This is a genomic window from Pseudomonas sp. URIL14HWK12:I6 (genome assembly GCF_000514195.1).
Taxonomy (GTDB): domain Bacteria; phylum Pseudomonadota; class Gammaproteobacteria; order Pseudomonadales; family Pseudomonadaceae; genus Aquipseudomonas; species Aquipseudomonas putida_A.
The window spans coordinates 226,796-252,396 of sequence record NZ_AZVL01000004.1; the positions used below are offsets into that span (position 1 = coordinate 226,796).

The following is a 25,601-nucleotide window of genomic DNA, read 5'->3' on the forward strand; positions in this document are numbered from 1 at the left end:
ATCGTGAGCAGGCTCACTCCTACACGTGATCGGTGTCGTACACAAATCCACTGTGGGAGCGAGCCTGCTCGCGATGGCGGCCAAAGAGCCGCCATCGCTTTTACGATTGAATCACGCCTGCGCCGCCGCACTCACCACCGGCCGCCCAGGTTTGCGCAGGGGGTCCAGGCGTGAGCCGTCATAGCGGCTTTCGCGGTAGAAGCGCCAGCGGCCGAACAGGCCGTAGACGTGGGTGACGCGGCCCTGTTCGTGGTAGCCCATGCGGATGTGCAGTTTCAGCGCCGGGATGTTGTGGGTTTCGCAGACGTCGACGACTTTGTCGCAGCCTTGGGCGGCCATGGCTTCCCAGAGCGCGACTTGCACGTCCACCGACAGGCTGGTGCCGAAATACGGGCGGGCCATTTCGCCGCCGAATTCGAAGAACTCGCCGGGTTTGACCGGGAACCAGCAGCCGTAATAGTGGCGGTCGTGGTAGTCGCGCATGCTGCCCCAGATGAATGCCACCGCGTGGCCGTCGGCATCCAGGTACATGTGCCCGGTGTGGCCCTCGGCGGCGAGTTCGGCCATGGTTTCCACGCGGTCGCCGAAGTGCTTGGCGAAGGCCCCGGTGTTGAGCTGGGTGATATCGACTTTGCGCAAACCTTCGTACGGGCGCAGCTTGTGCGGTGGCACCGGGGAAACCAGATCGCGCTCCATCCACAGCAGCTCCCAGTGGAAGAACACGTAGCGTTTCCACAGGGTGGCGAAGAGACGGCCGAGGCCCTTTTGACGAATGCGTTCGCGCAGTTTTTCGATAACACTCATGTTGCCCTCCGTGGCCGAAGCCCGGTGTGGTGGATGTTGCTGTTGTGGGGATGAATCAATCGAGTGCCGTGGCACCCCGTAAAAAATCCTTGTGCAGATCGGCATAGGACACCCGTGGCACACCCGGCAGCCGCTGCTCCAACACGTGGCTCAGGGATTCTCCGGGGTTGAGATAAGCATCACCGAAATCGCTACCGAGCTGATTCGGGTGGGCAACGATTTCCAGCACGCCGTCGGTCGGCGCGGGATCGTTGCGCAGGTCTACCGGGGTACATACGTAGTCCGCCGTTACACCGACCAGACTCTGCAAGCGCCAGTTGAGCAGACCCTTGAACACGCGTTTCGGCAGACTTAGGTTCTGCCCCAGGTTGCGCGCCAGACGAATCGGCACACCTTGCTGAGCAGCAAACCGCGCGACGATTTCGCCGATCGGCCAGATGTTGTGTACGTGCTGATGCGAGTCGATATGGCTAGGTCGCACGCCATGTTCGACGCAGCGCTGCCACTGCGCCTGCAACTCTTCCCGCACCGCGTCGCGATCTTCGCGACTGAGCCAAAAGCTGTGCCGTGGCAGGCTCAGATCGAACACGCCGTGGCCGTCGCAGAAGGTGCGACTGCGCAGGATCGAGGTACTCAGCGGCCGCCCGTAGGTCAGGTTGAAATGCAACCCGACCCGACCTTGCAGCGACGGATGCCGGGCCATCGCGCAGGCTGCTTCGAAGGCCGGCATGTTGGCCATGGCCGTGGCCGAGCTGATGACCCCGGCCTGAAACGCGGCGAAGATCGTCGCGTTTTCGTTCGGGCTCAAACCGAAATCGTCAGCGTTGACTATGACTTGGCGAGGCATGATCGCCCTCCGTGGTGATGACGACAGGTGTGGGCGCCGATGCCGGTCTGGCCGCACGTCGCGCGCGCCATTGCTGCACCGTCGGTTTCAAGCGCTGCCAGAGCCGCAACCCCAGCCCCAGCAACATCCCGCTGGGGCGCCAGGAATAGAAACTCCAGCGCCAGTGTTCCAGTTGTCCGGTCATGCGTTCGTGCAGTTGGTGGCTGGAGTTTTTCAGGCTGACCCGCGAGGCATCGATCCAGCGCCAATGCTCATCCAGCCCCCAGCGAATCCATTCCTCCAGCAGCACCCGGCCGCTGCCCAGATCGGCGTATTGCGGCAGGAACGCGAGGTTGTAATCGTAGAGTCGACCCTGTTCCAGCAAGCCGAGGCGATAGCTGATGCAACGCCCGTTGAGTTCCAGCGTCACCACCCGCACCAGGCCCTGGCCGGCGAGGGCGGTGAAGGCGCGTTCGATCCATTGCCGACTGCGCTCGCTGGCGAAGATCCCCACGCCTTCGTCACCTTTCCAGCTCACCGCTTCGACTTCGCTGATCGCCCGCAACAGCGGACCCATGCTCAGCGCGTCGGGACTGATGCGCCGCACCTGGGCGCCACACGCGGCAATCCGTTTGCGCGCCCGCCGCAGCTTGTAGCGCGGGTCGCCGGAGACCTCCTGGTGATCCGCGTCGCTGATCAGATGCACCGGCACCCGGCAACTGAGGCGGCGTTCGCCCGCGGAACTGTGGGCCATCCATTCGGTCAGGGCGCTTTCCTCACCCGCCGGCTCGGACAATTCGTTGAGTTGCAGCAGGGCGTGCGGCAGCTGTCGGCGGATCAGGCGCAAGGCTTCGCGCATGTCTTCGCCCTTGAGCAATGACAGCAGCGCCAGCCGGTCCGCCAGCGGATAGCCCAAGTGGTGCAGTACACGAAACGGCACGCCGGCAAAGCGCTCACGGCCCGCTACCAGCGGCAGGCACAGGCGCAATTCGTCCGCTTCCCAACCGAGCAGGATGTGCAGGCGCTCACCCGCGCCCAGTGCCTGCTCCGCCGCGCACAACCAGCCCAGGTGGTTGAACGGTGTGTGATCCGTCACCTGCAGGCGCAGCGCTTCATAGGCGGCTGCCGGGAAGTCGGCGGCGCACAGTGAAGTGCGCCATTCGAATCGCGCCGTCATAGGCTCAGACCGCCGTGGCTGTGACAGGTGGACGGGACGGTTTGCGCAGGGCATCCAGGCGCGAACCGCTGTAGCGGGTTTCGCGGTAGAAGCGCCAGCGACCGAACAGGGTGTAGACATTCATGATCCGGCCTTGCTCGGTGTAACCCATGCGCAGATGCAGTTTCAGCGCCGGGACGTTGTGGAACTCGCAGACGTCCACCACCTTGTCGCAGCCCTGGGCGGCCATGGCTTTCCACAGTTCCAGTTGCAGGTCCACCGAGAGTTCGCTGCCCCAGTAGGCACGGGTCAGCTCGCCACCGAATTCGAAGAACTCGCCGGGTTTCACCGGGAACAGGCAGCCGTAGTAATGCCGGTCGAAGTAGTCCCGTGCGCTGCCCCAGATAAACGCCACGGCATCGCCCTGATCGTCCAGGTGCATGTGTCCGGTGTGGCCTTCGTTAGCCAGCTCGGCCATGGTCCCGACGCGATCGCCGAAGTAGCGGGCAAAGGCGCTGGCGTTGTCGGCGGTGATTTTTACCACCCGCAGTGGCGGATACGGTTTGAGGCTGTGCGGTGGCACCGGACTGACCAGATCGCGCTCCATCCACAGCAGTTCCTGATGAAAAAACACGTAGTGCTTCCATGCCTTGGCGAGGGTGGCGCGCAGGCCTTTTTGTTTGATGTGCTGGCTGAGTTTGCTGACGGTACCCATGTTCTGTACTCCGGCGTTCCGGCAGGGCGAACAACTGTGGCGAGGGGCTCTGTGGCGAGGGGATTTATCCCCGATGGGCTGCGAAGCGGCCCCGCATTTACAGGCTAAAAGCGACGACTGCTGCGCAGCCGATCGGGGATAAATCCCCTCGCCACAAAAACTCCCTACCCACAAATCTTTGTTCGCTTTACCTTTTCTGATATTCGGAATTGGGTTCATGACGCGCTCCAGCTCAGGGCGAACAGGGTTTCCCCTGGCAAGTCGAAGCTGACGCGTCCGTCGCGGCAGGCGAATGGTGCGTCGCGGCTGCGGTTGTCCGTGCCGAAGTAACGCAGCGCACCGTTGTTCAGCGGGCACTTGGCGCCACTCAGGTCAACACGTTGCAAACGCGTGCCTTTGTTCACACCGAGCAGGCCCCGCTGCTCGTCGCCGGCCATCGCCAGCACATCGACTTCAAAGCCATCGTTCTCCAGCCACAGCACCTGGTGCAGCCAATGCTGCGCGATGAACTGCTGGGCCAGACCCACCGGTTTCAGCTCGAAACGCTCATCGCCCAAAACCCGGATCATGCCCTTGGGATACTGCGGTTCATCGGCGGCCTGAAACCAGTTGAGCATCGTCAGCAAACCGTCCTGCGAAGCGTTGATCACCACCGAGGCCCACCACAGCGAGGCGTAGTGCGTCTCCTGATCGTAGGGGCTGAGGCTGGAACCGCTGGACATATTGGTCTGATCCAGCAGCAAGGCTTTGCGCGGCTGGCCGTGGCCATCGAGGCCAACCAGTTCGGCGGCGCGGCGCACGCTGTCGCGGTAAACCCGGGTGGCGAGCAGGTCGCGGATCATCCATTCGTGCCACGCCAGTGCGTCGATCTGCTCGGCGGATTCACCGAGCAAACGTCGCGCCCAGTCGATGCCGCGCTTGTCTGCGGCGTTGTCGGCAAACGGCCCGTTGACCAGCCGTGAACTGGCCGGCATGGCGATGCGCACGCCGGCCCTGGCATTCGCCGGATCGCTGCGCACTTGCCTGGCCATGCTGGCGAAAATCGCCCGGTATTGCTCGAAGCTCGAATAGTTGAGGTTCGGCTCATCAGCAAAACCGATGTAGTGCGTGCCTTTGCCGCCCAAGGCGCGGGTGCCGGCCAGCCATGCATCGAGGCCGCCATTGCTTTGCACGTCGGCGCGCAGATCGGCCTGACGCTGGCTGCCGGCGAGCAGGGTGATGTCCTGACGGATGCCGAAGCGCTCCTGATAAGCCTGGCGGAACGCGTCTTCGAAGTGCGGATTCTTCGCCGTGACATCGACAAAACTGTAGTAGCTGGCGGCGGTCGCTTTCAGCGCATCCAGTACCGCGTGACTACTGGCGGGTGGCATCACGTAGGGCAGGGCGATGCCCAGATCCGGGGTGCGCCCGAGGATTTTGTCGTGCAGGGTCAGGTGGATCTGGCCGGTCTCTTCGCGCACGGGTTTGAGTTGCTGCGCAGTCTGCGCAAACCGATTGGCCGTGCCGTCGAGCCAGAACGCCGCTTTGCCGCTGCCTTGCAGGCGCAGGCGCCAGACCTGTTCGCGCTCGCTGACCGGCAACGCCAGTTGATCGAACTGCCAATAGGCGCGATAGGGTTTCAGTGTCAGCGTCAGTGACTGATCATCGCCCACCCGCTGCGTCTGCAACGCATTGACCCCGCCATGGAACTTGCCGGCGAGTACCGCGTGTTCCCCCGGCGCGACCTTGAAATACAACTCGTCGCCGTTCTGCGTCTGGGCGCTGAAATGCACCTTGGCCGGTTCGAACAGCGCCACGGTGTGCTCGTCGTGTTCGACCCGGTAATTGCGGAAGCTGTAGCCGGGAATTTCCAGGCGATAACTGGCAGCACCCGGCAGCAACGCCCAGCTCTGGGTGCCGCGGGTTTCGCTGGCCTTGATCAAGCGTTCGCCCTGCAGTTTGCCCTGGCCGTCGAGCAGGTACAGATGCTCTTCGTTGGCATCGGCCTGCCACGCCGGGGTCCAGCGCACGGTCACGCTGTCCGGACGGTCGGTTTGCAGGTACAGACTGCCGTCGCGGATTTCTCCCCAGCGCATCGACGCGGCAAAGGCGTCCAGCGACAGGCCGAGACCGAGCAGCAGGACCAGGCCTTTCATGCGGCCTTCCGTTGCAACATCTGCCACATCGGCGCGATGTCGCTGGGCAGGATGATCAGGGTTTGCCAGAACGCCACGCCGCTCAGACGGCAGTACAACACCAGCATCGCCACCGTCACCGCCAGATAGGCAATCGACGACGCCGCTGCCGCGCCGACGATGCCGTAGGCCGGAATCAACACCAGGTTCAGCGCCAGATTGAGCAGGGCGCCGAGGCCCATCAGCAGCGACACCGTGCCGGGGCGGTTTTTCCCCAGCAGGTCCAGGCGCAGGATGCTCGCGTAGCACAGGCCGAGCAGCCCCGGCAGCAAGGCGAGCAGCGCCGGATACGCCGGTTGGTAGGCGATGCCGAACAGGGTGACGATCAGCCAGTTGCCGATCACGGCCATGCTCAGGCATGCGCCGAGCATCACCGTGGCGGTCAGGCGCAGGGCCAGCGGAGTGACCTTGTCCATGCCTTCGTCCTGTTGCAACAGGCGTTTCATCAGCGGCGTGGTCACCGCTTCCGGCACGATCAGCAGCAGTTCGGCGGCGGCGCTGGCCATCGCGTAATGACCCAGCGCGGTGCTGCCGAGCAGGGCGCCGATGAACAGGTAATCCGAGCGCAGAATCACTTGCTGGAATAGCAGATCCGGATGGCTGCGCGCGCTGTAGCGCAGCAGTTCGTTCTGGCTGGCGCGATCCCATTGCAGTTGCAGCGGTTGCGCCCGTTTCAGCCAAACCCAACCGGCCAGCACCACCAGGCTGATCCCGGCCAGCCAACTGATTAGCGCCGCTTCCAGTGCCGCGCTTTTCCACATCCAGAACAGCGCGAGAAACAGCAGCAACGGCGCCAGTGATTCGGTCAGGCGCAAGGCGTTGAACGCGACCACGCCGCCGGAGGCGTTGTGCAGGGTCAGCAGGCCACTTTTCAGCACGGTCAGCGGCACCGCCAGCAGCAACAGCCAGGCCAGCAGACCAAGCTGCACGGTGACATCCAGTTCACTGCCGAACTCACGGACCAGAGCCACCACCAGCAGGGTCAGCAGACCCGCGAGCAAGCAACCGAACACCAGCACCTGACTCAGCAGCAGCCCCATTGGCCGTTGCTTGGCGGCCTGATAACCCACGGCGGAATTCAGCCCGCCACTGGTGGCGGCGCTGATCAGGTCGGGCAAGGTGCTGAGCAGCGCGAACAACCCGCGCTCACTCGGCCCTAGGATCCGCGCCAGCAACACGTTACGCAGCAGACGCAGGGCGATCATCGCCAGCTTGGTGCCCATGCTCAGCGCCAAGTGTTTGAGATAGTGGCTGCGGCTCATGGCCGGTTGCCACGAAAGATGCGCCACGACAGCAACTCCGGGTTGCGCGCAGTACGCTGGCTGACGCCGAAACGCGGCAGGTTCAGCGGATCGCCTTCACCGCGATAAATCCCGGTGCCGGTGCCCAGCGCGAACGGATAATCGTGCGCGGCAATCTGTTTTCTTACTCGCTCGTCGTTGTTGCCGTTGGGGTAGCAATACACCGGTAACGGCCGGTTACAGCCGTTGCTCAAGGCGTCGCGGCTGCGGCTGATTTCTTCGCTCAGGCGCACATCGTCCAGTTCAGTGAGGATCGCGTGGCTGGCGCCGTGCGGGCCGAAGCGCACCAGCCCCGAGGCTTCCAGCGCCCGTACCTGATGCCAGTCCAGCGCTTGCGGCTGCGCTTCGGGCGGGCATTCGTCGGTCAGGCGTTCGAGCATCGCCGGTTCAAGGTTTTTCAGGCTTTGCAGGTAATGCAGCAGCGACAGGCTGCGGCGATCAACGTCGATGTCATCCACCAGCACCGGCACCGGATGGTGGATCATGTGCAGGCATTCGATCAAGTGCATGCGGGCCTTTTCGCCGTGGCTGCCCCACAGGGTTTCGCCGAGGCTTTCCCACCAGAAGCGCTGACGGCTGCCGATGAAATCGGTGGAGAGAAAAATGCTCGCTGGCACCTGATGTTTTTGCAGCAATGGGAAAGCATTGACCGCGTTGTCGCGCCAGCCATCGTCGAAGGTCAGCGCCACCCGTGGGCGTTCGCTGCGCAATGCGGTGGGCGTGAGGATGTCCATCAGCGGCACGCAATCGAAGTGCCGGCGCAGCCACACCAGCAGGTGCTCGAACGCCTTGGGCCCGACACACAGCTCATTGCGGTGCGGCAAGTCGGCGGCGCGGTCGTTGGCCAGCACCCGATGCAGCATCAGAATCACCCCGGCGCCGTGCAACTGGTTTCGTCCCACGGGCGAGTTGAGGTAAAGCCAGCCACTGGTGCGTTTTATTAATTGTTTGATCGCCATGGCTTCGGTCCTCTCAACGGTTTTGTTCAGGGTTCCATTGGGCATAACGGTGGCCGCGCAGGAACTGCCACAGGCCGAGACTCATCCCGGCGAGGGTGACCAGCAGGAACGCGGCCAGACGAAACGGTTTGGGCAAGCGATGTTGCGAATCCAGCAGTCCGGCCAGCGCAATGGCGTAGCCGAACAGTTGGGCGATCAGGGCCAGTCGATAGAAACCGTGGTCGTCCCACAGCCAGAAGTTGCTCAGCAGCAGCGGCAGCAGGAGGATCGGTGCCAGGCGCCGAATCAGTTTGTGGCTGATCAGCGCCAGCGAATACAGGCCATGTTTGAGTGGGTTGAGCAGCTCACTGCGCTGGGCGAGGCTTTGCAGGCCACCGACGGTGACGCGTTGACGGCGGCGGAACTGTTTGTCCGCTTCGTCGACACCGTGGTCGATCACTTGCGCCTCGGGCACGTACACAATGCGCTTGAAGGCCACCGGTGCACAGGTGCTGAGAAAGAAGTCGTCATTGACCTCCGCCGGCACGCTCTGGAACAGCTCGCGGCGCAGGGCGAGCAGGGCGCCGTCGGCCGAGACCATGCAGCCGGTGCGATTCTCCACCCGACGCAGCCAGCCCTCGTAATGCCGGTACAGACTGTCGCCGACGCTGAGGCCGCCGCCGGTCACTGGAATCACCATGTGCCCGGCGCAGGCCCCGACGCTGGGGTCGCTGAGTGGCGCGAGCAGGTAGCCGAGGGTTTCCCGCGACCATTGGTTATCGGCATCGGTGAACACCAGAATATCGCCAGTCGCCAGCGCTACTCCGGCGTTGAGTGTCGCGGCTTTGCCCTGACGCGGCAGGTCGAGGACAGTGATGCGCGAATCAACCACTTTGTGCGCGCAGGCCACGGTGTCGTCAGTGGAGCCGTCGCTGGCGAGAATGATCTGCAGCGTGGCTGGCTGATAGTCCTGCGCCAGTAGCGTGCGCAACTTGTGCTCGATGTGCCGCGCCTCATTGTGCGCGGCAATCACGATGCTGATGTTCAGCGGCGGTGCCGGGCTGTGGCGCCAGGCCGGGAACAGCGGCGCCAGCACAGTCAGCAGCAGCGGGTAGCCAAGGTAGGCGTACACCGGCAGCAACAGGCACAGCCAGAAAATGAATTCAGCCACGGGCAGGCCTCCTGGCGTTCCAATGACACAGACTGAGAATGAACGCCGCCCCGGCCAGATGCAGACGCACCCAGTGCAGGCCCCACAGTTGCACGGTCAGGCCGATGTCGTGGTGTTTGATACTCTGCCGCACGCTTAGCACCAGCCCCGGCAGGAGGGTCAACGCGACCATGAACGCGGCGTGATGCGGGAAGCCGTCGAGCAATGCTGAAATCGCCAGAAAGTCGAGGATCCACACCGCAATCGACAGCAGCGGAAAGCGCAACAGACGCAGGCTGAAACCGTGAGTACGCAGCAGTTGCAGATGACTGCCCTGACGCCACATTTCCTTGCCCATCCACTCGCGCCAGTTCATCTCATAGCCCCAATGCAGGGCCACGCTGCTGTTCACCGACAGCAGCCGCGCGCCTTGTTCGTGCAGGCGCAGGGTGAACTCCTTGTCCTCGCCGGTGCGCAGGTGTTCGTTGAAGCCGCCAACCTTGTCGAACCAGCACCGGCGCATCAGCAGGTTGGAACTGGGCAGCCAGTCCACCGGGTGCGAGCTCTGGCTGGACGGGCGCAGCGTGCGCCGTTGCCAGGCGGCGGCGTACCACGGCGCGGCAGCGGGGGTGTGGAGGTCGAGGCCGAACACGTCGGCCTGACCCTCGGCTTGCAGCTCGAACAAGGGCTTGAGCCAGTCTTCGGGCATCTCGACGTCGGCATCGATAAACGCGATCCACTCGCCGCTTGCCAGCACGGCACCGCGATTGCGCAGTGCACCGATCAGCAGGCCTGGCAGCACCAGCACCTGTGCACCGAACCGGCGGGCGATGTGCGGGCCGTCGTCGCTCGAACCGTTGTCGACCACAATCAACTCGCACTCGACATCGGCCGCATGCGCGGCTTTTTGCGCCGCCAGCAGCGTACGGCCGATGTGCCGGGCCTCGTTGTACATCGGGATGATGATGCTGATCCGGCTCATGGTCTGGCCTCGGTCAGTAGCGCCTGTTCGGCCTTGAGGCGCAGGACGCTGGTCAGCGCGAGCATGATCCACACGTACTTCTGGTTCGGTGCGCTGAGGAACATCAGGAACAGGGTCAGCGACAGAAAGCTCACCCCGAGGTGAGTCATCAGGTCCGCCTGCTGCCAATCGCGCCGCAGCATCCACGCGGCGCGGGCGCGGATCAGGTTGTACAGGCCCAGGCCGAGCATGCCGACAAACAGCAGGCCGGCGGGAATCCCCAGTTCACTGAAAATTTCCAGATAAGTGTTGTGGGCACGGCGGTACAGATCGCCGATCTTGCGGTTGGCGGAAAACGCCTTGGCGTAGCCGGTGGTCGCGTAGTGCAGCGGGAAGGTGCCGGGGCCGGAACCGAGCAGCGGGTTCTCGCGGATCATCTGCCCGCCGACCACGATGTACGAGGCGCGGCGGCCGAGGGATTCGTCGTCGTGGCCCTTGGCGCCGGCGCTCAACACGCTCAGGGACTGAATGCGTGCGAGGTAACCGGCGGGCATGGCGTAGATCGCCAGCGGAATCACGATGGCTGCGCCGAGCATGGCGAACCCCAGGTGCCGTGGGCGAATGCGGGTCAGTTGCGCGCGGTAGTGCCAGCAGCCGATCAGCAGACTCAAGGCCACCACCACCAGCCCCGAGCGCGACTCGGTCTTGGTCATGCCGCCCAGCAGCAGCAGGCAGCAAGCGCCCCAGAACAAGCGGTGCAACAGATTCGGCCCACGAATCACCAGCAGCAGCGCCAACGGAATGGCGAAGGCGATCAGCAGGGCGAAGGCGTTGGGGTCTTCAAGCAGACCGGCAGCGCGGCCCTGATCCTGGAATTTGACTGAAAACATCGCCATGGCACAGGTGGCGCTGACACTCAGGGTCACCAGGCGGGCGAACAGGTCGAGATTCAGTTCACGGCCAATCAACAGGGTAATGACAAACAGGATCAGCCCGACGCTGAGTTCGCGCAGATGCCCCAGCGACATGCCCATGTCGTCGGTGTTGAGCAGGCTGAGGAAATACAGCACCAGAAACCACAGCAGAAACCGCCAGATATTGCTGCGCAGACGCTCGGAGGGAATCTGATGCATGGCCAGTTGCAGCATCAGGATCACCGCCAGCGAGGCGCCGATCAGTTTGCTCCCGGACAATGCGCTGTCCTTGAAGAAACCTTCGAACGGCACCAGTGCGGCAATGCCCAGCAGGCCCCAGGCCGGCTTGCGATACAACACTGTGAACCCCACCAGGCCAATGACCGCGCCGGGTGCGAGAAACGGATAAGGGCTGGCGAGCAGTCCGATGCATACCAGACCGAGCAGCGTGACGATCGAGAGCGGGAAAATCATGCGCGTGCCTCCCGTGCCGTGCGGATGTACAGCTGCGACCAGCGTTCGGCCAGGGCCTTGAGGTCGTAGCGATCCTGTTGCGTACGCTTTGCGTTGTCGCACAAATGCCGGGCCAGCTTCGGCTCGCTCAACAGGTTGTCGAGCTGACGGGCGAGGTCGGCGCTGTCGGCGGGTGTCGCCAGCAGACCGTTATGCCGGTGCTCGAGCACATCGGGAATGCCGCCGACGGCGAACGCCACCACCGGCACGCCGCTCTGCATCGCTTCGAGCAGAATCATCGGCGTGCCTTCGGTGCGCGAGCTGATCACCAGCGCATCCAGGCGCTGCCACCACGTTTGCATGGCGGTCTGGTAGCCGGGCAGACGAATCCGTTGCTGCAAACCTGCGGCGTCGATCCGCGCCTGCAGCGCCTCGCGTTCCGGGCCGTCGCCGAGCATCACCGCGTCCAGTTGCGGATGCTGGTGACACAGCGGAATCAGCGCATCGAGAAACAGGTCCGGACCTTTCTCGCTGCTCAGGCGCCCGACGTAACCGGCGAGCCAGCGCTGGCGGTCAACGGTGCTGACCAGCGCGTCGGCGGCGGGCAATCCGTTGGGGATCACCTGGAGTTTTTCCGCCTGCACGCTGGCCTGACGGTGCAGCACGGCAATGCTCTCGGCCACGCACACCACCCGATCCACCGACGCCGTGCGGCACAACTGCAGGCTCAGCCAGGTGTAGAACTTCTGCTTGCGGCTGCGCGGGGTGAAGCCGTGTTGGGTGATGACCAGCGGCAAACGCAACAGCGTCGCACCGACCCAGCCGAACAACAGCCCCTTGAAGTTGTGCGTATTGATCAGCGGCCGTTCGCTGCGCCGCGCCCGTAGGTGGCGCAACAACTCGCCGAGCCCGGCGCAACCACGACAGTCCACCCCGGCCTCGCGAAAGCGTGCGATCAACGCCGGCGGTGCATCGAGGAACAGCACCTGGTGCTGCCCCGGTGTCGCCAGGCAGTGATCGAGCAGCATGCGCTCGGCCCCATAGAAGCCGCCGCTGCTGAGCAAGTGAATGATCGGCAGCGCGGCGTTCGGGGTGGACAGCGTGTTCAATTGCGCACCCAGTGCACGAAGCTTGGCACGGTCCAGTTCTTGTGCGGATTGCTCGGCAGCACGTTTTCGTCGTTGATCACCAGCAACACCGGCAGGCCCAGTTCGTGGGTGATTTGCGCCGGGTGTTTGAAACGGTGATCGAAGAACTCACGCACATAGACCAGGGCAATCGCCAGCAGCAGACCGGTGAACAGCCCGAACGGAATGATCAGCAGCGGTTTGGGGAACGCCGGCTCGGTCGGCTCGAACGGCGGGCTGAGCACCTTGGCGTTCGACAGGTCGTCGTTGAGCGGACCGGCGGTGCTGCTTTCGGCGAAGCGTTGCGCATAGGTCGAGAACGCCGTGTGCAGCGCGTCGATTTCCGTGTCCATCTGCCGCAGCTTGCTCTGGGTCTGCTGCAAGGTGTGGATGCGGTTCTTGAACTCGGCGATGCGCGCGGTTTTCTGATTGATCACCTGTCGCACCACGGCCAGGTCGTTGGTGCGTTCCTGAATGCGGTTGCTCACCACTTTGAGGAACTGCTGGCGAGTGCGGGCGATCTGCTCGCGGGTCAGCAGCATCGGCTCGCTGCCGGGCTGGAACACCGCGAGGTCATTCATGTAGCGGCTGACCTGAGTGGTCAGTTGCTCGCCCAACTGTTTGATTTCCCGATCCTCGAACGCCACGTTATCGACGGTGGTGGTGAAGGTGAAGGGGAAGGTGTAGTCGTTGAGCTTGTTGCTGCTGGCGGCCGTCAGCGCGGTTTTCAGGTATTCGAGCCAGCGCTGGCTCTGTAGCAGACGATCCTGATACAGGTTCAGGGCTTGCTCTTCGGTGTTGATCGCGTTCAGGCGGAAGGTGATTTCTTCCTTCGGATCGGACGATGCAACACTTTCCAGCAGCGCTTGCCGATTACCTTCCAGCCCGTCGAGACGCACCTGATACAGGTGCTTCTTGGTTTCGTAGAAAGACTGCGGCAGGTCGATCGACTGCAGCGCCTGACGGCTGCCCAGATAGTTCTGCAGCAGAGTGGCGACGAACGTCGTGCCCTGATGCGGATCGGGGAAGCTGTAGACGATCGAGATCACGTTGGAGCCGGGCAGGGTCTCGATCTTCAGGCTGTTGATCGCATCTTGCGTCAGGCCGTCGAGCACGGTGTCACGCACCGGATCGGTTTGCAGCCCGAGCATGTTGCGCAGCGGGTTGATCAGGTACTGCCGCAGCGGCGACGTGACATAGCGGCGGAACGGTTCGCTCACCAGTTTGGCGAACACGCCCACCGGCGGGTTGTACTCGCCCTTGTCGCGCAGCTCGCTGATGGTCTGGCGGATCAGCGCCGGCGACCGGAGGATGTTGCTTTCGGTTTCCATGTCCGCCAGCGACGGCGGAATGAAGGTGGCGTTATCGACCGTCAGTGACGTGGTGGCGTCACCCTGGGAGAGTTTTTTCGACTGCACGATCACCTGAGCGGTGATATCGAAGCTCTGTTTGAGCACCAGCGGCAGCAGCAACGCGATGACTGCAAAGATCAGGAAGACCCGTTTCACCAATTGCTTGTTGGCGAAGAAGATCCTGAAGAACTCATGCAGGTAGTTTTCCTTTGGATTCATGATCGGTCACCTGAGAGTCAGTTGTTGTTGCTGTCTTTGTTGTCGACGCGGTAGCCGAAGCTGAAGCCCACGCCCTGGAACAGCACCACGTCGGCCAGTTGCCTGGCGAGTTCACCGGCGCTGGCCAGTTTGGTTTTCGGCACGAACAGCATGTCGTCCGGTTGCAGGTAGGCGATCTGCGACGCGTCGCCCGACAGGGCTTTTTCCACGTCGTAGTGCACGGCCTGCACCTGGTTGCCGTTGCGGCGCATGATCACCACCGAGTCGAGCCGCGCCTTGACATTGGTGCCGCGCGCCAGGGTCAGCGCTTCAAGCACCGACACTGGACGGCGGATCGGGTAGGAACCCGGTTGGCCGACTTCGCCGAGCACATAGATCTCGTTGCCGGCGGTGGACTTGAGCATCACATCGACGCTCATCCGCCCCGGCAATTGCGCGTACTTCTGGTTGAGGAAGGTTTCCAGTTGATTGATGGTCATGCCTTGCAGCGGCACCGCACCGATTTCCGGAAAACTCGCATAACCGTCATTGCCCACGGTGATCTCGCGGCTCATGCCGGTGGCCGGGTGATTCAGCGCGCTTTTCAGGTTCTGCTCATTGGTCAGCGGGCTGATGACTTGCACCGTCAGCTGATTACGGTTGGGCTGGAACAGTTGTTTGCGCTGGTAGGCACGCTGGATTTCATCGCGCGCCTCGTCGGCAGTCAGACCGGCGATTTTCACCGAGGTGTTGGCGCCTGGCAGGTTGATGGTGCCGTCGGGCAGCACCAACTGGTTGCCGTTGAGCTGGCTGGCGGCGGTGAAGTTCAGGCCGATCTGGTCACCCGACTGCACGCGGTAGGCGTCCGAGCCGCTGGTACTGATGTGGAAGATCACATCCAGCACATCCTGCGGGCGCAGGGTCTGTTCGACCTTGGGCATGTCGGTGGCCTGGGCGTTGGCCGGGGTGGCGGTGAGAATGTTCACCGGCATGTTCTGGGTTTCGGAGTTGCTGGAGCAGCCTGCAAGCGGCAGCATCAGCAGAACAAGTATCTTGGCGTTCATGGCGTCATCCTTCGCATTCGCTTACAGGTTTTTGTAGAGCCACTTGGGCATGTAGTACTTGCGCCGGTTGAACACGCTGCCGACCACCTTCGCGCCGGCCTGGGTCAGGCGTTGCACGGCAGCCTGGGCGACTTCCCAGCGGGTGTCCTCGGCGCGTACCACGAACACCACGCCATCGACCTGAGTGGCGAGCACCAGCGTGTCGGCGGCGGAATACACCGCGTCACCGTCGATCACCACGAAGCGGTACTGTGTGCCAAGTCGGTCGAGCAGTGGGCTCAGGCGCTCGGCGGTCAGGTGTTCCAGGGTGCGGATCGGCCGGCCATTGGGCAGCACATGGAAAGGCAGGCTCGAGACCTGCACCACGCAGTCCTGCAACAGCGGCGGGTTGTCCGGGTTGAACAGCAGGTCGCGAAGGCCGCGCTCCTTACCCAGGTTCAATTGCTGCGTGAGGTTGCCTGCCGACTGGCTGGCATCGACCAGCAACACCTGGCCGCTGCTCATCTGCGCCAGTTGGCTGGCCAGCGCCAGGGCACTGGTGGTGGTGCCCGCGCCGGGGTTGGCGGCGGTCAGGAACAGGATCCGCAGATCCAGATCCAGCACGGTCGAAATCAGGTTCGATTCGCTGGGGTTGGCAATGCTCAGGCTTTTGTTGGTTGAACCGTCCATTAGCTTGCTCCGTGGCCGCTGAATACTTTGAAGGGGGTTTTCAACAAGATCTTCAGATCAAGCAGGAGGCTCTGCTCGGCGATATAGCTGAGGTCCAACTCAACGCGCTGGTCGAAGTCGATGTTGCTGCGCCCGGAGATCTGCCACAGGCCGGTCATGCCGGGGTAGATGCTCAGGCGCGCGAGGTGGCTGTCCTTGTAGCGGTAGGCGTTGAACGAAGTCGGCCGCGGGCCGACCAGGCGCATGTCACCGCTGACCACGTTGAACAGGTTGGGCAGTTCGTCGAGGCTGGTACGCCGCAGGAAACCGCCGATGCCGGTGATGCGTGGATCTTTGTCGATCTTGAAATCGATGGCGTCGACCCCGTGCTTGTTGAGGTGACGCAGCGATTCCTTCAGTTCTTCGGCGTTGCAGACCATGGTGCGGAACTTGTACATGCCGAAGGTGCGGCCGCGATAACCGGTGCGTTTCTGCACGAACATCACCGGTCCCGGGCTGGTGAATTTGATCGCCAGCGCCAGGCCCAGCAGCACCGGCGAAAACACCACCAGAATCAGCAGCGCACCGATGCAGGCGAGCACGCGATTGGTGCGCGACAGGGTCCATGGCCGGCCACCGTCGCGGCCGGTCAGCCAGCCACGGCCCTGCCGGTGGATGGCGCTATCGAGGCGCATTCGGTGCTCGGGATCCATGCGCTTGTCGCGGCGCATCTGATTGATCGGTACACCTTGTTCATGTCCAGTCATGGGGTCCTCCGCTGATGTTCAGCCGCGAGCGGCGCGTGGGCGATAGGCAGTGGGGTAGTAGTCGCGAAACCAGGCGATGAAACGCCCCAGTCCTTCATCCAGCTCGATCCGGGGCTGGAACCCGGTGGCCTGGGCCAGATCATCGGTCTCGGCACAGGTGTTGAGCACATCGCCCGGTTGCAGGGGCAAGAGCTCGACAATGGCTTTCTGGCCGAGGTGTTTTTCCATCAGCGCCAGATAGGTTTTCAGCTCCACCGGGTGGTGGCCGCCGATGTTGAACAGGCACCACGGCGCCATGCTGCTGCCCGCGTCGGGATGTTCACGATCCCACTCCGGGTGGCTGTGCGGCGGATGGTCGGTGAGGCGCGCGATGCTTTCGACGATGTCGTCGATGTAAGTGAAGTCGCGCTGGTGCTCGCCGTAGTTGAACAGCTTCAGCGGCGTGCCTTCGGTGATTGCCCGAGCGAACTGGATCGGCGACATGTCGGGCCGACCCCAGGGGCCGTAAACGGTGAAAAAGCGCAGGCCGGTGCTGGGAATGCCGAACAGGTGGCTATAACTGTGGGCCATCAGCTCGTTGGCTTTTTTGGTCGCGGCGTACAGCGACAGCGGGTGATTCACCCCGTCATGCACCGAATACGGCGTGTGCTGGTTGGCGCCATACACCGAGCTCGACGAGGCGTAGATCAGATGCTCGACCGGATGGTGGCGGCAGCCTTCGAGAATGTTCAGGAAACCGCAGAGGTTACTGTCGAGGTAGGCCTTCGGATTTTCCAGCGAGTAACGCACCCCGGCCTGCGCCGCGAGATGGATCACCACTTGCGGTTGTTCGCGGACAAACAGCGCTTCAATCGCCGCGGCATCGGTCAGATCAATACTTGTGAGCGGGAAATTCCCTGCCTGATCGCGTACCCATTGCACCCGATCGTGTTTCAGCTGCGGGTCGTAATAGTCGTTGAAGTTATCCAGGCCGACCACCGCATGCCCGTCGCGCATCAGCCGCAACACGCAATGGGCGCCAATGAAGCCGGCTGCGCCGGTGACCAGGATTTTCATGGGCGCAATCCTTCCGGAGCGATCTGGCGCAGGCCGATGCCGCTGTAATGCAGGCCGGCGGCGGCCACGTGTTCCGGGTTGTAGAGGTTGCGACCGTCGACAATCACCTTCGAGCGCAGCTTGCTCGCCAGCAGCTCGAAATCCACTACGCGAAAATTCTTCCACTCGGTGCAGATCACCAGCGCATCGGCATCTTCCAGAGTGTCGTCGCGGGTGGCGCACAGGTGCAGGTCGTTGCGATAGCCGTACAGGCGCCGGCATTCGGACATGGCTTCCGGATCGTAGGCCTGCACGCTGGCACCTTCGGCCCACAGCGCGTCCATCAGGTAGCGGCTGGGGGCTTCGCGCATGTCATCGGTATTGGGTTTGAACGCCAGGCCCCAGATCGCGATCGACTTGCCGGCCAGGCCTTGCGGAAACTGCGCCTTGAGTTTGCCGAAGAGGATGTGCCGCTGGCTGTCGTTGACGTCGGTGACGCTGCGCAGCAGTTTCAGCGGCATTCCGTTGTGTTCGGCGGTGTGCAGCAGAGCGCGCAGATCCTTGGGGAAGCATGAACCGCCGAAGCCGCAACCGGGATAGATGAAGTGGTAGCCGATGCGCGGATCGGAGCCGATGCCTTTGCGCACCGCTTCGATGTCGGCGCCGAGCAGTTCGGTGAGGTTGGCCAGTTCGTTCATGAAGCTGATGCGCGTGGCGAGCATCGCGTTGGCTGCGTACTTGGTCAGCTCGGCGCTGCGGTTGTCCATGAACATCAGTTTTTCGTGGTTGCGGCAGAACGGCGCGTACAGCTCGCTCATCTGTTCGCGGGCCGCGTCATCGCGGGTGCCGACGATGATCCGGTCCGGGCGCATGCAATCGGCGAGGGCGCTGCCTTCCTTGAGGAATTCTGGGTTGGACACCACCCGCACCTTGAGGCTGCTGCGGCCACGGCGCTGCAACTCTTCGCTGGCCTTGGCGGCGACCTGGTCCGCCGTGCCGACCGGCACCGTGGACTTGATGATCAGGGTGCGATCGGCCTCCATGTGCGAGGCAATCTGCCGGGCGACGTTGAGCACGTGGGTCAGGTCGGCGGAACCGTCTTCATCGGCCGGCGTGCCCACGGCGATGAAGATCAGTTCGGCGTGCTCCACGGCGTCGCTGGCCTGGGTGCTGAACAGCAAACGGCCGGCCTTGATGTTTTCTTCCAGTGCGGCGGATAACCCAGGCTCGCTAATAGGCGGCACGGCTTGTTGCAGTTGCCTGATCTTATTTGGGTCAATATCGACACATAAAACCCGATGCCCTACATCTGCAAGTGCGGCGGCTTGAATTAATCCGACATAGCCGGTGCCAAATACGCTCACGTCCATCTGCGCACCCTCGATAGAGCGAAAAGAAGAAGTTCGGAAGAAGACTGTAAAAGGGGTATAGCGCAGGGTTTGGAAAGCGTGTCAGCAAAATGACATGTTGCACCTGTATAACACTTGAGCGTTTTTTGGCGATTGGCCATCAAGTCATTGCTGCGATTGGATTTGTTGTTTTTTTGCAGATTTGTTCAGATTTAAAATAAGCGATAAACGGTTGTAAGCCGCTAATTTAAGGGCTTGCAGCGTTCGGTGTGTGTCAGATTTGAGTCACCGGTTTTTTGACGCTTTCTGAAGAAAACAGTCAATTCTTGCGCTTTGATGGCTGGGTGCTAGTGTCAGGTTCTGACCGACAAACCTTTGACTCCCTGCCGTTTTGCACGAGCGGTATCGCCATGTTCAGATATGCCAAAGAAGTACTTTTAATTGTTTATTTGCTGCTTTATTCCGAATATTACATTGATCGGTTAAATGCTATCGGCGTCGGTTTTGCTGTACTTCTTTTTGGCGCGATGTTTTTGGCGCTTACTTTAGCGTTATATCTAACGGCTTATATTCGTCAGACTCTCATTCGCCACTTGTTCGCAATAACACTGTTTGTCTCGGCGGTGTTTTTCGATGTCTATACCCGGGTCACCGCGGATTACCTGAGCTACAGCAGCTTTGTCTCGCTGGTGTACTCCGGCGGCTTCATTCAGGAGGCCGCCTACCAGTATCGCGACGCGATCATTCATGGCGCGCTCAGTGGTCTGCTGTTGCTGTTCGGCATCGGTCTGAAACCGCGCCATGCACTGGTGGTGCCCAACGCGTTGCGTGTGGCGGCGCCGGTGTGTGGTGTGCTGCTGTTGAGCGCGGTGTTGTTCCTGCGGGCGGGCGAGGGCGCGCGCGGTTTGCCGATCATGTACACGCCGCTGGCCTATCTGAACCTGTTCGCCTATGAAGCGCTGCACAATACGGTCGGCCCGCGAGAGCCGGTGACGCTGGCGCGCAACCCTGTGGCGGTCAATCACGACATCGTGCTGATCATCGACGAAAGCATTTCCGGCAATTACCTGGACATCAATGCCCCGTTCGGCGTGCACAGCAACCTCAAGCAGGCGCATCCGGGCGTCGACATTTTCAACTACGGCTACGCCGCGTCCATCGCCAATTGCAGCGCCGACACCAACGTCACGTTGCGCTACGGCGGCACCCGCGACGATTACATGCGCATCAACAGCACGCTGCCGTCGATCTGGCAATACGCGAAAAAGGCCGGGTTGCGCACGGTGTACATCGACGCTCAGCGCACTGCCGGCAATCTGCAGAACCTGATGACCGACAGCGAGAAAAAGGACATCGAAGAGTTCGTGCAGTTTGACCAGACCAGCGTGCGTGACCGCGACATGGCTGCCGCCGCCAAGCTGATCGAATTGCTCAACGATGATCAGCCGGAGTTGGTGGTGATCAACAAGGTCGGCGCGCATTTCCCGGTGCACGACAAATACCCGGACAACTTCATGGTCTATCGGCCGACGCTGCCGCGCGGGCAGTTCACCGAAGTGGCGGATACCGGCAAACGTGACGGTTTCAACGGCCAGCCGGATGACTGGGTGCTGTACCGCAACGCCTACAAGAACACCGTGCTGTGGAATGTCGGCGAGTTCTTCGCCCGGGTATTTGTCCAGGCCAATTTGCACAATGCGCTGCTCATCTACACCTCCGATCACGGTCAGGACCTGCATGAACGCGGCAACCCCGGGCTCAATACCCACTGCGGCGGCGATCCGGTGGAGGAAGAAGGGCTGGTGCCACTGGTGGTGATTCAGGGCGATCAGCTGCACGGGCCGGACTGGGCGCAAGCGTTGCCGGCGAACAAGGATCGCTCCAGTCACTACAACATTTTTCCGACGCTGCTGCAGTTGATGGGTTATGACCTAGCGGGAGTCGAGGCGCTGTACGGCAAACCGTTGACGCTGCCGACGGCGGACGACTTCACCTTCAACTACCGCTTCAATGCGCGGCTGGGGGCCAAGCCTGAGTGGAAGCACATTGATCTGAAGACCATCGTCACACCGGGTGCGGCGGCGACCAGTGTGGCGACCGGGGAGTGAGATTTGTGCCGGTTTCACTGGCCTCATCGCTGGCAAGCCAGCGCCCACAGTGTTTTAAGGTGTACTCAGTATTTGTGGACAACCTCAATCCCTGTGGGAGCTGGCTTGCCAGCGATGGGGCCAGTTCAAACACCGCTGATCTGAAGATATTTCCTACGGTGTTTGATGGTGAGTCCAGTATTTGTGAGCAACCTCAATCTCTGTGGGAGCTGGCTTGCCAGCGATGGGGCCAGTGCAAACACCACTGATCTGCTCAGGCCGCAATCCGCTATCCTTGCCCCACATTGACCCAACGGATGGCGGCATGCTTCAGGTTCAAGGCGTGTTCAAAAGTTACCTCACCCCCCAAGGCCCGCTCCCGGTGCTGCAAGGCGTCGACTTGACGCTCGAAGCCGGCAGCAGTCTGGCGCTGATGGGCGAATCCGGCAGCGGCAAAAGCACCTTGCTGCACCTGATCGCCGGCCTCGACAAGGTTGATCGCGGCAGCATCCACAGCGGCGAGCATCGGCTGGAGCAGATGAACGAAGCGCAACTGGCCGACTGGCGCCGTACGGAAATCGGTCTGGTGTTCCAGCAGTTCAACCTGATCGGCAGCCTGCGGGTCGAGGACAATCTGGCGTTCCAGGCGCGCCTGGCCGGGCGCCATGAACCGCGCTGGCAAGCGCATCTGGTGCAGCGTCTGGGGCTGGGCGATTTGCTCAAGCGTTATCCCGAACAACTTTCCGGCGGTCAGCAGCAGCGGGTGGCGCTGGCCCGGGCCTTGGCGTCGCGGCCGAAACTGCTGCTGGCCGACGAACCCACCGGCAGCCTCGACGAAGCCACCAGCGACGAAGTGCTGCGCCTGTTGCTCGAGTTGCTGGATGACACGCCGACCACGCTGTTGATGGTCACGCACAGCCCGCGGGTTGCAGCGCGGCTGGCGCAACGGGTGGTGTTGTCCAATGGCCGTCTGACGTGAACGTGTTCTGGCAAACCCTGCGTGCGCTGCTCAGCCACTGGCGGCGGCATCCGGTGCAGTTCTTCAGTGTGCTGACCGGGCTGTGGCTGGCCACCAGTTTGCTGACCGGGGTCGAGGCACTGAACAGTCAGGCCCGCGACAGTTACGCCCGGGCCAGTCAGATGATTGGTGGCGAACCCCAGGCCAGTCTGGCCACACCGAGCGGTGCGACCTTCACCCAGCAGTGGTTCATCGATCTGCGCCGCGCAGGCTGGCCGGTGTCGCCGCTGCTGCAGGGACGGCTGCTGCTCAAGGATCACCAAGACCAGCGCCTGCAACTGATGGGCATCGAACCGGTGTCGCTGCCGATGGACGCTGCGGTGGCCGGGCAGGCGATGCCGATCGAGCGCATCGTCGCGTTCTTCTCACCGCCGGGCAGCACCTGGATTTCCCCGGAAACCCTGCACTCCTTGGGCCTGACCGAAGGCGCCACGCCGCAAACCGCCAGCGGCCAGACGCTGCCGCCGCTGCACGCGCAAAAGGACATGGCGCCTGGCGTGTTGCTGGTGGACATCGGTGTTGCGCAAACCCTGCTCGAACAGCCCGGGCAATTATCGCGCTTGTTGCTGCCGAAGGATTTTCATGGCGAGCTGCCGGCCGCGTTCAATGGTCGGCTGCAGCTCAAAAGCAGCGCCGAGGAAAACAATCTGGCGCGCCTGACCGAGAGCTTTCACCTCAACCTCGATGCCTTGGGCTTTCTCTCGTTTCTGGTCGGACTGTTTATCGTGCACGCGGCGATCGGTCTGGCGCTGGAACAGCGTCGTGGCCTGCTGCGCACGTTGCGCGCCTGCGGGGTCAGTGCGCGGATGTTGATCGGCTGTCTGGTCGTCGAGCTCGGTGTGCTGGCGTTGGCTGGCGGGGTGTTCGGAGTCATCAGCGGTTACTGGCTGGCGAGCGTGTTGCTGCCGGATGTCGCCGCCAGCCTGCGCGGTCTGTACGGCGCGGAAGTGGCGGGGCAGTTGCGCCTGAGTCCGTGGTGGTGGTTCAGCGGTATTGGTTTGAGCCTGTTCGGCGCGTTGCTGGCCGGTGCCAATAGTCTGCTGCGTGCGGCACGCTTGCCGCTGTTGGCGGTGGCGGATCCGCAAGCCTGGCATCTGCAGCATGCGCGCTGGTTGCGCCGTCAGGGTTGGCTGGCGGCGGTGCTGGGCTTGATTGCGCTGCTGGCGTTGTTGTTTGGTGACAGCCTCGGAAGTGGTTTTGTGTTGATGGCCGGGTTGCTGCTCGGCGCCGCGCTGGCGTTGCCGGTGGTGCTCAGCGCAGTGCTTACTCCTTTGCTCGGGCGCAGTCGTTCGGTGCTGGGTCAGTGGTTTCTCGCCGATTGCCGCCAGCAACTGCCGGCACTCAGTCTGGCGTTGATGGCGTTGCTGCTGGCGCTGTCGGCCAATATCGGCGCCGGCAGCATGACCGCCGGTTTTCGCCAGACCTTCGACGACTGGCTCGAACAACGCCTCAGTGCCGAGCTGTACCTCAACCCGGTCAATCCGGCGCAATCGCGCGAGATGTACACCTGGCTCAAACAACAGCCGAACGTCAGCGCGGTGCTGCCCAACTGGCAAGTCGCGGTCACCCTGCAAGGCTGGCCGGCGGATGTCTTCGGGGTGATCGATCATCCTTATTACCGGCAGCAATGGCCGTTGCTCGAGGCGATCGCCGGTGATCCGTGGGCGCATCTGGCGAACGACGATTCAGTGATGCTCAGCGAACAACTGGCACGACGGCTGAAGGTGCGGGCGGGGGATCATTTGAGCGTGCCGACGCCGGGCGGGGCGTGGTCACCGCGGATCGTCGGGATCTACGCCGACTACGGCAATCCCAAGGGGCACGTGCTGGTCAACAGCAATCATCTGCTGCGGCTGTGGCCGTCACTGACACCGAACCGTTTCAACCTGCGCATCGCGCCGCCCGATATCCCGCCGTTTTTGCGCGCACTGCAAACGCGCTTTCAGCTTGATGACAGCCGCATCGTCGATCAGGCGCGACTCAAGGGTTGGTCGGTGCAGATTTTCGAACGCACTTTCGCCGCCACCGCCGCGTTGAACAGTCTGACCCTGGCGGTGGCCGGTGTGGCGCTGTTCATCAGCCTGCTGACCCAGAGCCAGAGCCGCCTCGGACAACTGGCGCCGCTGTGGGCCTTGGGCGTGACGCGCCGCCAGTTGATGCTGCTCAACCTTGGCCAGACGTGGCTGCTGGCGGTGTTGACGCTGGTGCTGGCGTTGCCGTTGGGGATCGCGTTGGCGTGGTGTCTGGACGCGGTGATCAATGTGCAGGCATTCGGCTGGCGTCTGCCGTTGCGGATTTTTCCGCTGCAACTGCTGCAGTTGCTCGGGCTGGCGTTGCTGGCGACGCTATTGGCCTCGGCATGGCCGCTGTATTCGTTGTACCGCACGCAACCGGCGGATCTGCTGAGGACGTTTGCCCATGAGGATTAACCGGGTTGCGCTGCTGTTCGCGTTGCTGCTGTTGGGCGGTTGCGATCAGCCTGTGCCTGAGCAGAAGGGTTTTGCCGGGCTCGGCGATCAGGCCGCGCAGTTCACACCGGTGGTGCCGGGGCGGGTGTTCAGCTTCCCGGCAGATCACGGCGCACATGATGGTTTTCGTATCGAGTGGTGGTATGTCACCGCCAATCTCAAGGATCAGCAGGGCCACGATTTCGGTGTGCAATGGACTCTGTTTCGCAGTGCGTTAAAGCCTGCGGCAGAGCAGCCGGGCTGGGGCAACCAGACGATCTGGCTCGGGCATGCCGCGGTGACTTCAGCCACCGCGCACCATGCCGCCGAGCGCTATGCCCGGGGCGGAGTGGGGCAGGCCGGGGTGAACGTGGCGCCGTTCGAGGCGTGGATCGATGATTGGCGCTTCGCCAGTCAGGCGCAGGATCCGCTGACCGATCTGCAACTCAGCGCCAGCGACAAAGCCTTCAGCTATCAATTGCACCTCACCTCCAGTCGTCCACTGGTGTTGCAAGGTGACAACGGTTTCAGCCGAAAATCCGAACAGGGTCAGGCTTCGTACTACTACAGTCAGCCGTTTTTTCAGGCCAGCGGCACCCTGCAAATCGACGGCCAGACCTACACCGTCAGCGGCCCGGCGTGGCTGGATCGGGAGTGGAGCAGCCAGCCGCTGGCAGCCAATCAGACCGGGTGGGACTGGTTTTCCCTGCACCTGGACAGTGGTGAGTCGCTGATGCTGTTTCGCACCCGGCAAACCGACGGCGCGCCGTATCTGACCGGCACCTGGATCAACGCCGACGGCCAGACCGAAACCCTGCACGGCGCGCAGATGAGACTCACACCCAAGGACACCGCAAAAGTTGTCGGCCGCCAGATGCCGGTGCGCTGGTCGATCAGCATTCCCGACAAACACCTCGACATCAGCCTCGACGCACTCAATCCCAATGCCTGGATGAACCTGCGCATCCCTTACTGGGAAGGGCCGGTGCGGATCAGCGGCAGCCATGGCGGGCGCGGCTATCTGGAAATGACCGGGTACTGAGTTTCGTACACAAACCCCTGTGCGAGCGGGCTTGCCCGCGAAGGCGCCGGTACAGTCACCCACAGAGCAATTGCC

21 protein-coding genes are annotated in these 25,601 nt (G+C 62.5%); 4 read left to right on the forward strand and 17 right to left on the reverse strand.

The window, feature by feature from the left end; translation table 11 throughout:
• Positions 1–111: 111 nt before the first annotated feature.
• From H043_RS0109235 to H043_RS0109315, 17 genes are all read right to left on the reverse strand, one after another.
• Positions 112–804: a GNAT family N-acetyltransferase gene (locus H043_RS0109235; protein WP_027611596.1), complete on the reverse strand. Its 693-nt coding sequence runs from the start codon at positions 802–804 to the stop codon at positions 112–114.
• A 55-nt stretch (positions 805–859) separates the two neighbouring features.
• Positions 860–1,651, reverse strand: a complete 792-nt coding sequence (locus tag H043_RS0109240; protein WP_027611597.1) for a ChbG/HpnK family deacetylase — start codon at positions 1,649–1,651, stop codon at positions 860–862.
• Entirely contained in the window at positions 1,623–2,807 is a 1,185-nt protein-coding gene (locus tag H043_RS0109245; RefSeq protein WP_027611598.1) for a GNAT family N-acetyltransferase, read from the reverse strand. The genes H043_RS0109240 and H043_RS0109245 overlap by 29 nt, the downstream gene beginning before the upstream one ends.
• A 4-nt stretch (positions 2,808–2,811) precedes the next feature.
• Complete coding sequence (locus H043_RS0109250; protein WP_027611599.1) at positions 2,812–3,501, reverse strand: GNAT family N-acetyltransferase; 690 nt, start codon at positions 3,499–3,501, stop codon at positions 2,812–2,814.
• A gap of 215 nt (positions 3,502–3,716) precedes the next feature.
• Positions 3,717–5,636: a hypothetical protein gene (locus H043_RS0109255; protein WP_027611600.1), complete on the reverse strand. Its 1,920-nt coding sequence runs from the start codon at positions 5,634–5,636 to the stop codon at positions 3,717–3,719.
• Positions 5,633–6,937 (reverse strand): lipopolysaccharide biosynthesis protein, encoded by a 1,305-nt coding sequence (locus H043_RS0109260; RefSeq protein WP_027611601.1) that lies wholly within the window; start codon positions 6,935–6,937, stop codon positions 5,633–5,635. The genes H043_RS0109255 and H043_RS0109260 overlap by 4 nt, the downstream gene beginning before the upstream one ends.
• A complete protein-coding gene (locus H043_RS0109265; RefSeq protein WP_027611602.1) occupies positions 6,934–7,935 on the reverse strand; it encodes a polysaccharide deacetylase family protein in 1,002 nt (333 codons plus the stop codon). The genes H043_RS0109260 and H043_RS0109265 overlap by 4 nt, the downstream gene beginning before the upstream one ends.
• Before the next feature lie 13 nt (positions 7,936–7,948).
• Positions 7,949–9,085: a glycosyltransferase family 2 protein gene (locus H043_RS0109270; protein WP_027611603.1), complete on the reverse strand. Its 1,137-nt coding sequence runs from the start codon at positions 9,083–9,085 to the stop codon at positions 7,949–7,951.
• Positions 9,078–10,046 carry a glycosyltransferase family 2 protein gene (locus tag H043_RS0109275; protein WP_027611604.1) on the reverse strand — a complete coding sequence of 323 codons (969 nt, stop codon included), beginning with the start codon at positions 10,044–10,046 and terminating at the stop codon, positions 9,078–9,080. Before H043_RS0109275 ends, H043_RS0109270 begins: the two co-directional genes overlap by 8 nt.
• Positions 10,043–11,413 (reverse strand): O-antigen ligase, encoded by a 1,371-nt coding sequence (locus H043_RS0109280; protein ID WP_027611605.1) that lies wholly within the window; start codon positions 11,411–11,413, stop codon positions 10,043–10,045. The genes H043_RS0109275 and H043_RS0109280 overlap by 4 nt, the downstream gene beginning before the upstream one ends.
• The gene (locus tag H043_RS0109285; protein ID WP_027611606.1) at positions 11,410–12,501 is read right to left on the reverse strand and encodes a glycosyltransferase family 4 protein; all 1,092 of its coding nucleotides are present in this window, start codon (positions 12,499–12,501) and stop codon (positions 11,410–11,412) included. The genes H043_RS0109280 and H043_RS0109285 overlap by 4 nt, the downstream gene beginning before the upstream one ends.
• On the reverse strand, positions 12,498–14,090 hold the full coding sequence (locus H043_RS0109290) for a Wzz/FepE/Etk N-terminal domain-containing protein (protein ID WP_027611607.1): 1,593 nt from the start codon (positions 14,088–14,090) through the stop codon (positions 12,498–12,500). The genes H043_RS0109285 and H043_RS0109290 overlap by 4 nt, the downstream gene beginning before the upstream one ends.
• 17 nt (positions 14,091–14,107) lie before the next feature.
• Entirely contained in the window at positions 14,108–15,133 is a 1,026-nt protein-coding gene (locus H043_RS0109295; RefSeq protein WP_007961333.1) for a polysaccharide biosynthesis/export family protein, read from the reverse strand.
• Positions 15,134–15,154: 21 nt separating this feature from the next.
• Complete coding sequence (locus H043_RS0109300; RefSeq protein WP_007961335.1) at positions 15,155–15,802, reverse strand: CpsD/CapB family tyrosine-protein kinase; 648 nt, start codon at positions 15,800–15,802, stop codon at positions 15,155–15,157.
• Positions 15,802–16,548: a sugar transferase gene (locus tag H043_RS0109305; RefSeq protein WP_027611608.1), complete on the reverse strand. Its 747-nt coding sequence runs from the start codon at positions 16,546–16,548 to the stop codon at positions 15,802–15,804. Before H043_RS0109305 ends, H043_RS0109300 begins: the two co-directional genes overlap by 1 nt.
• Before the next feature lie 18 nt (positions 16,549–16,566).
• A complete protein-coding gene (locus H043_RS0109310; RefSeq protein ID WP_027611609.1) occupies positions 16,567–17,604 on the reverse strand; it encodes an NAD-dependent epimerase in 1,038 nt (345 codons plus the stop codon).
• Complete coding sequence (locus tag H043_RS0109315; protein WP_027611610.1) at positions 17,601–18,953, reverse strand: UDP-glucose/GDP-mannose dehydrogenase family protein; 1,353 nt, start codon at positions 18,951–18,953, stop codon at positions 17,601–17,603. Before H043_RS0109315 ends, H043_RS0109310 begins: the two co-directional genes overlap by 4 nt.
• A gap of 389 nt (positions 18,954–19,342) precedes the next feature.
• Here H043_RS0109315 and H043_RS0109320 point away from each other — a divergent pair, with 389 nt between their 5' ends.
• The 4 genes from H043_RS0109320 (at position 19,343) to H043_RS0109335 (ending at position 25,526) form a co-directional block, all read left to right on the forward strand.
• The gene (locus H043_RS0109320; protein ID WP_027611611.1) at positions 19,343–21,040 is read left to right on the forward strand and encodes a sulfatase-like hydrolase/transferase; all 1,698 of its coding nucleotides are present in this window, start codon (positions 19,343–19,345) and stop codon (positions 21,038–21,040) included.
• 304 nt (positions 21,041–21,344) lie between these two features.
• Positions 21,345–21,998, forward strand: coding sequence for an ABC transporter ATP-binding protein (locus H043_RS0109325; RefSeq protein WP_027611612.1), 654 nt, complete (start codon positions 21,345–21,347; stop codon positions 21,996–21,998).
• Positions 21,995–24,466, forward strand: a complete 2,472-nt coding sequence (locus tag H043_RS0109330) for an ABC transporter permease (RefSeq protein WP_027611613.1) — start codon at positions 21,995–21,997, stop codon at positions 24,464–24,466. Before H043_RS0109325 ends, H043_RS0109330 begins: the two co-directional genes overlap by 4 nt.
• The gene (locus tag H043_RS0109335) at positions 24,456–25,526 is read left to right on the forward strand and encodes a lipocalin-like domain-containing protein (protein ID WP_027611614.1); all 1,071 of its coding nucleotides are present in this window, start codon (positions 24,456–24,458) and stop codon (positions 25,524–25,526) included. The genes H043_RS0109330 and H043_RS0109335 overlap by 11 nt, the downstream gene beginning before the upstream one ends.
• The last annotated feature ends 75 nt before the right edge of the window (positions 25,527–25,601 follow it).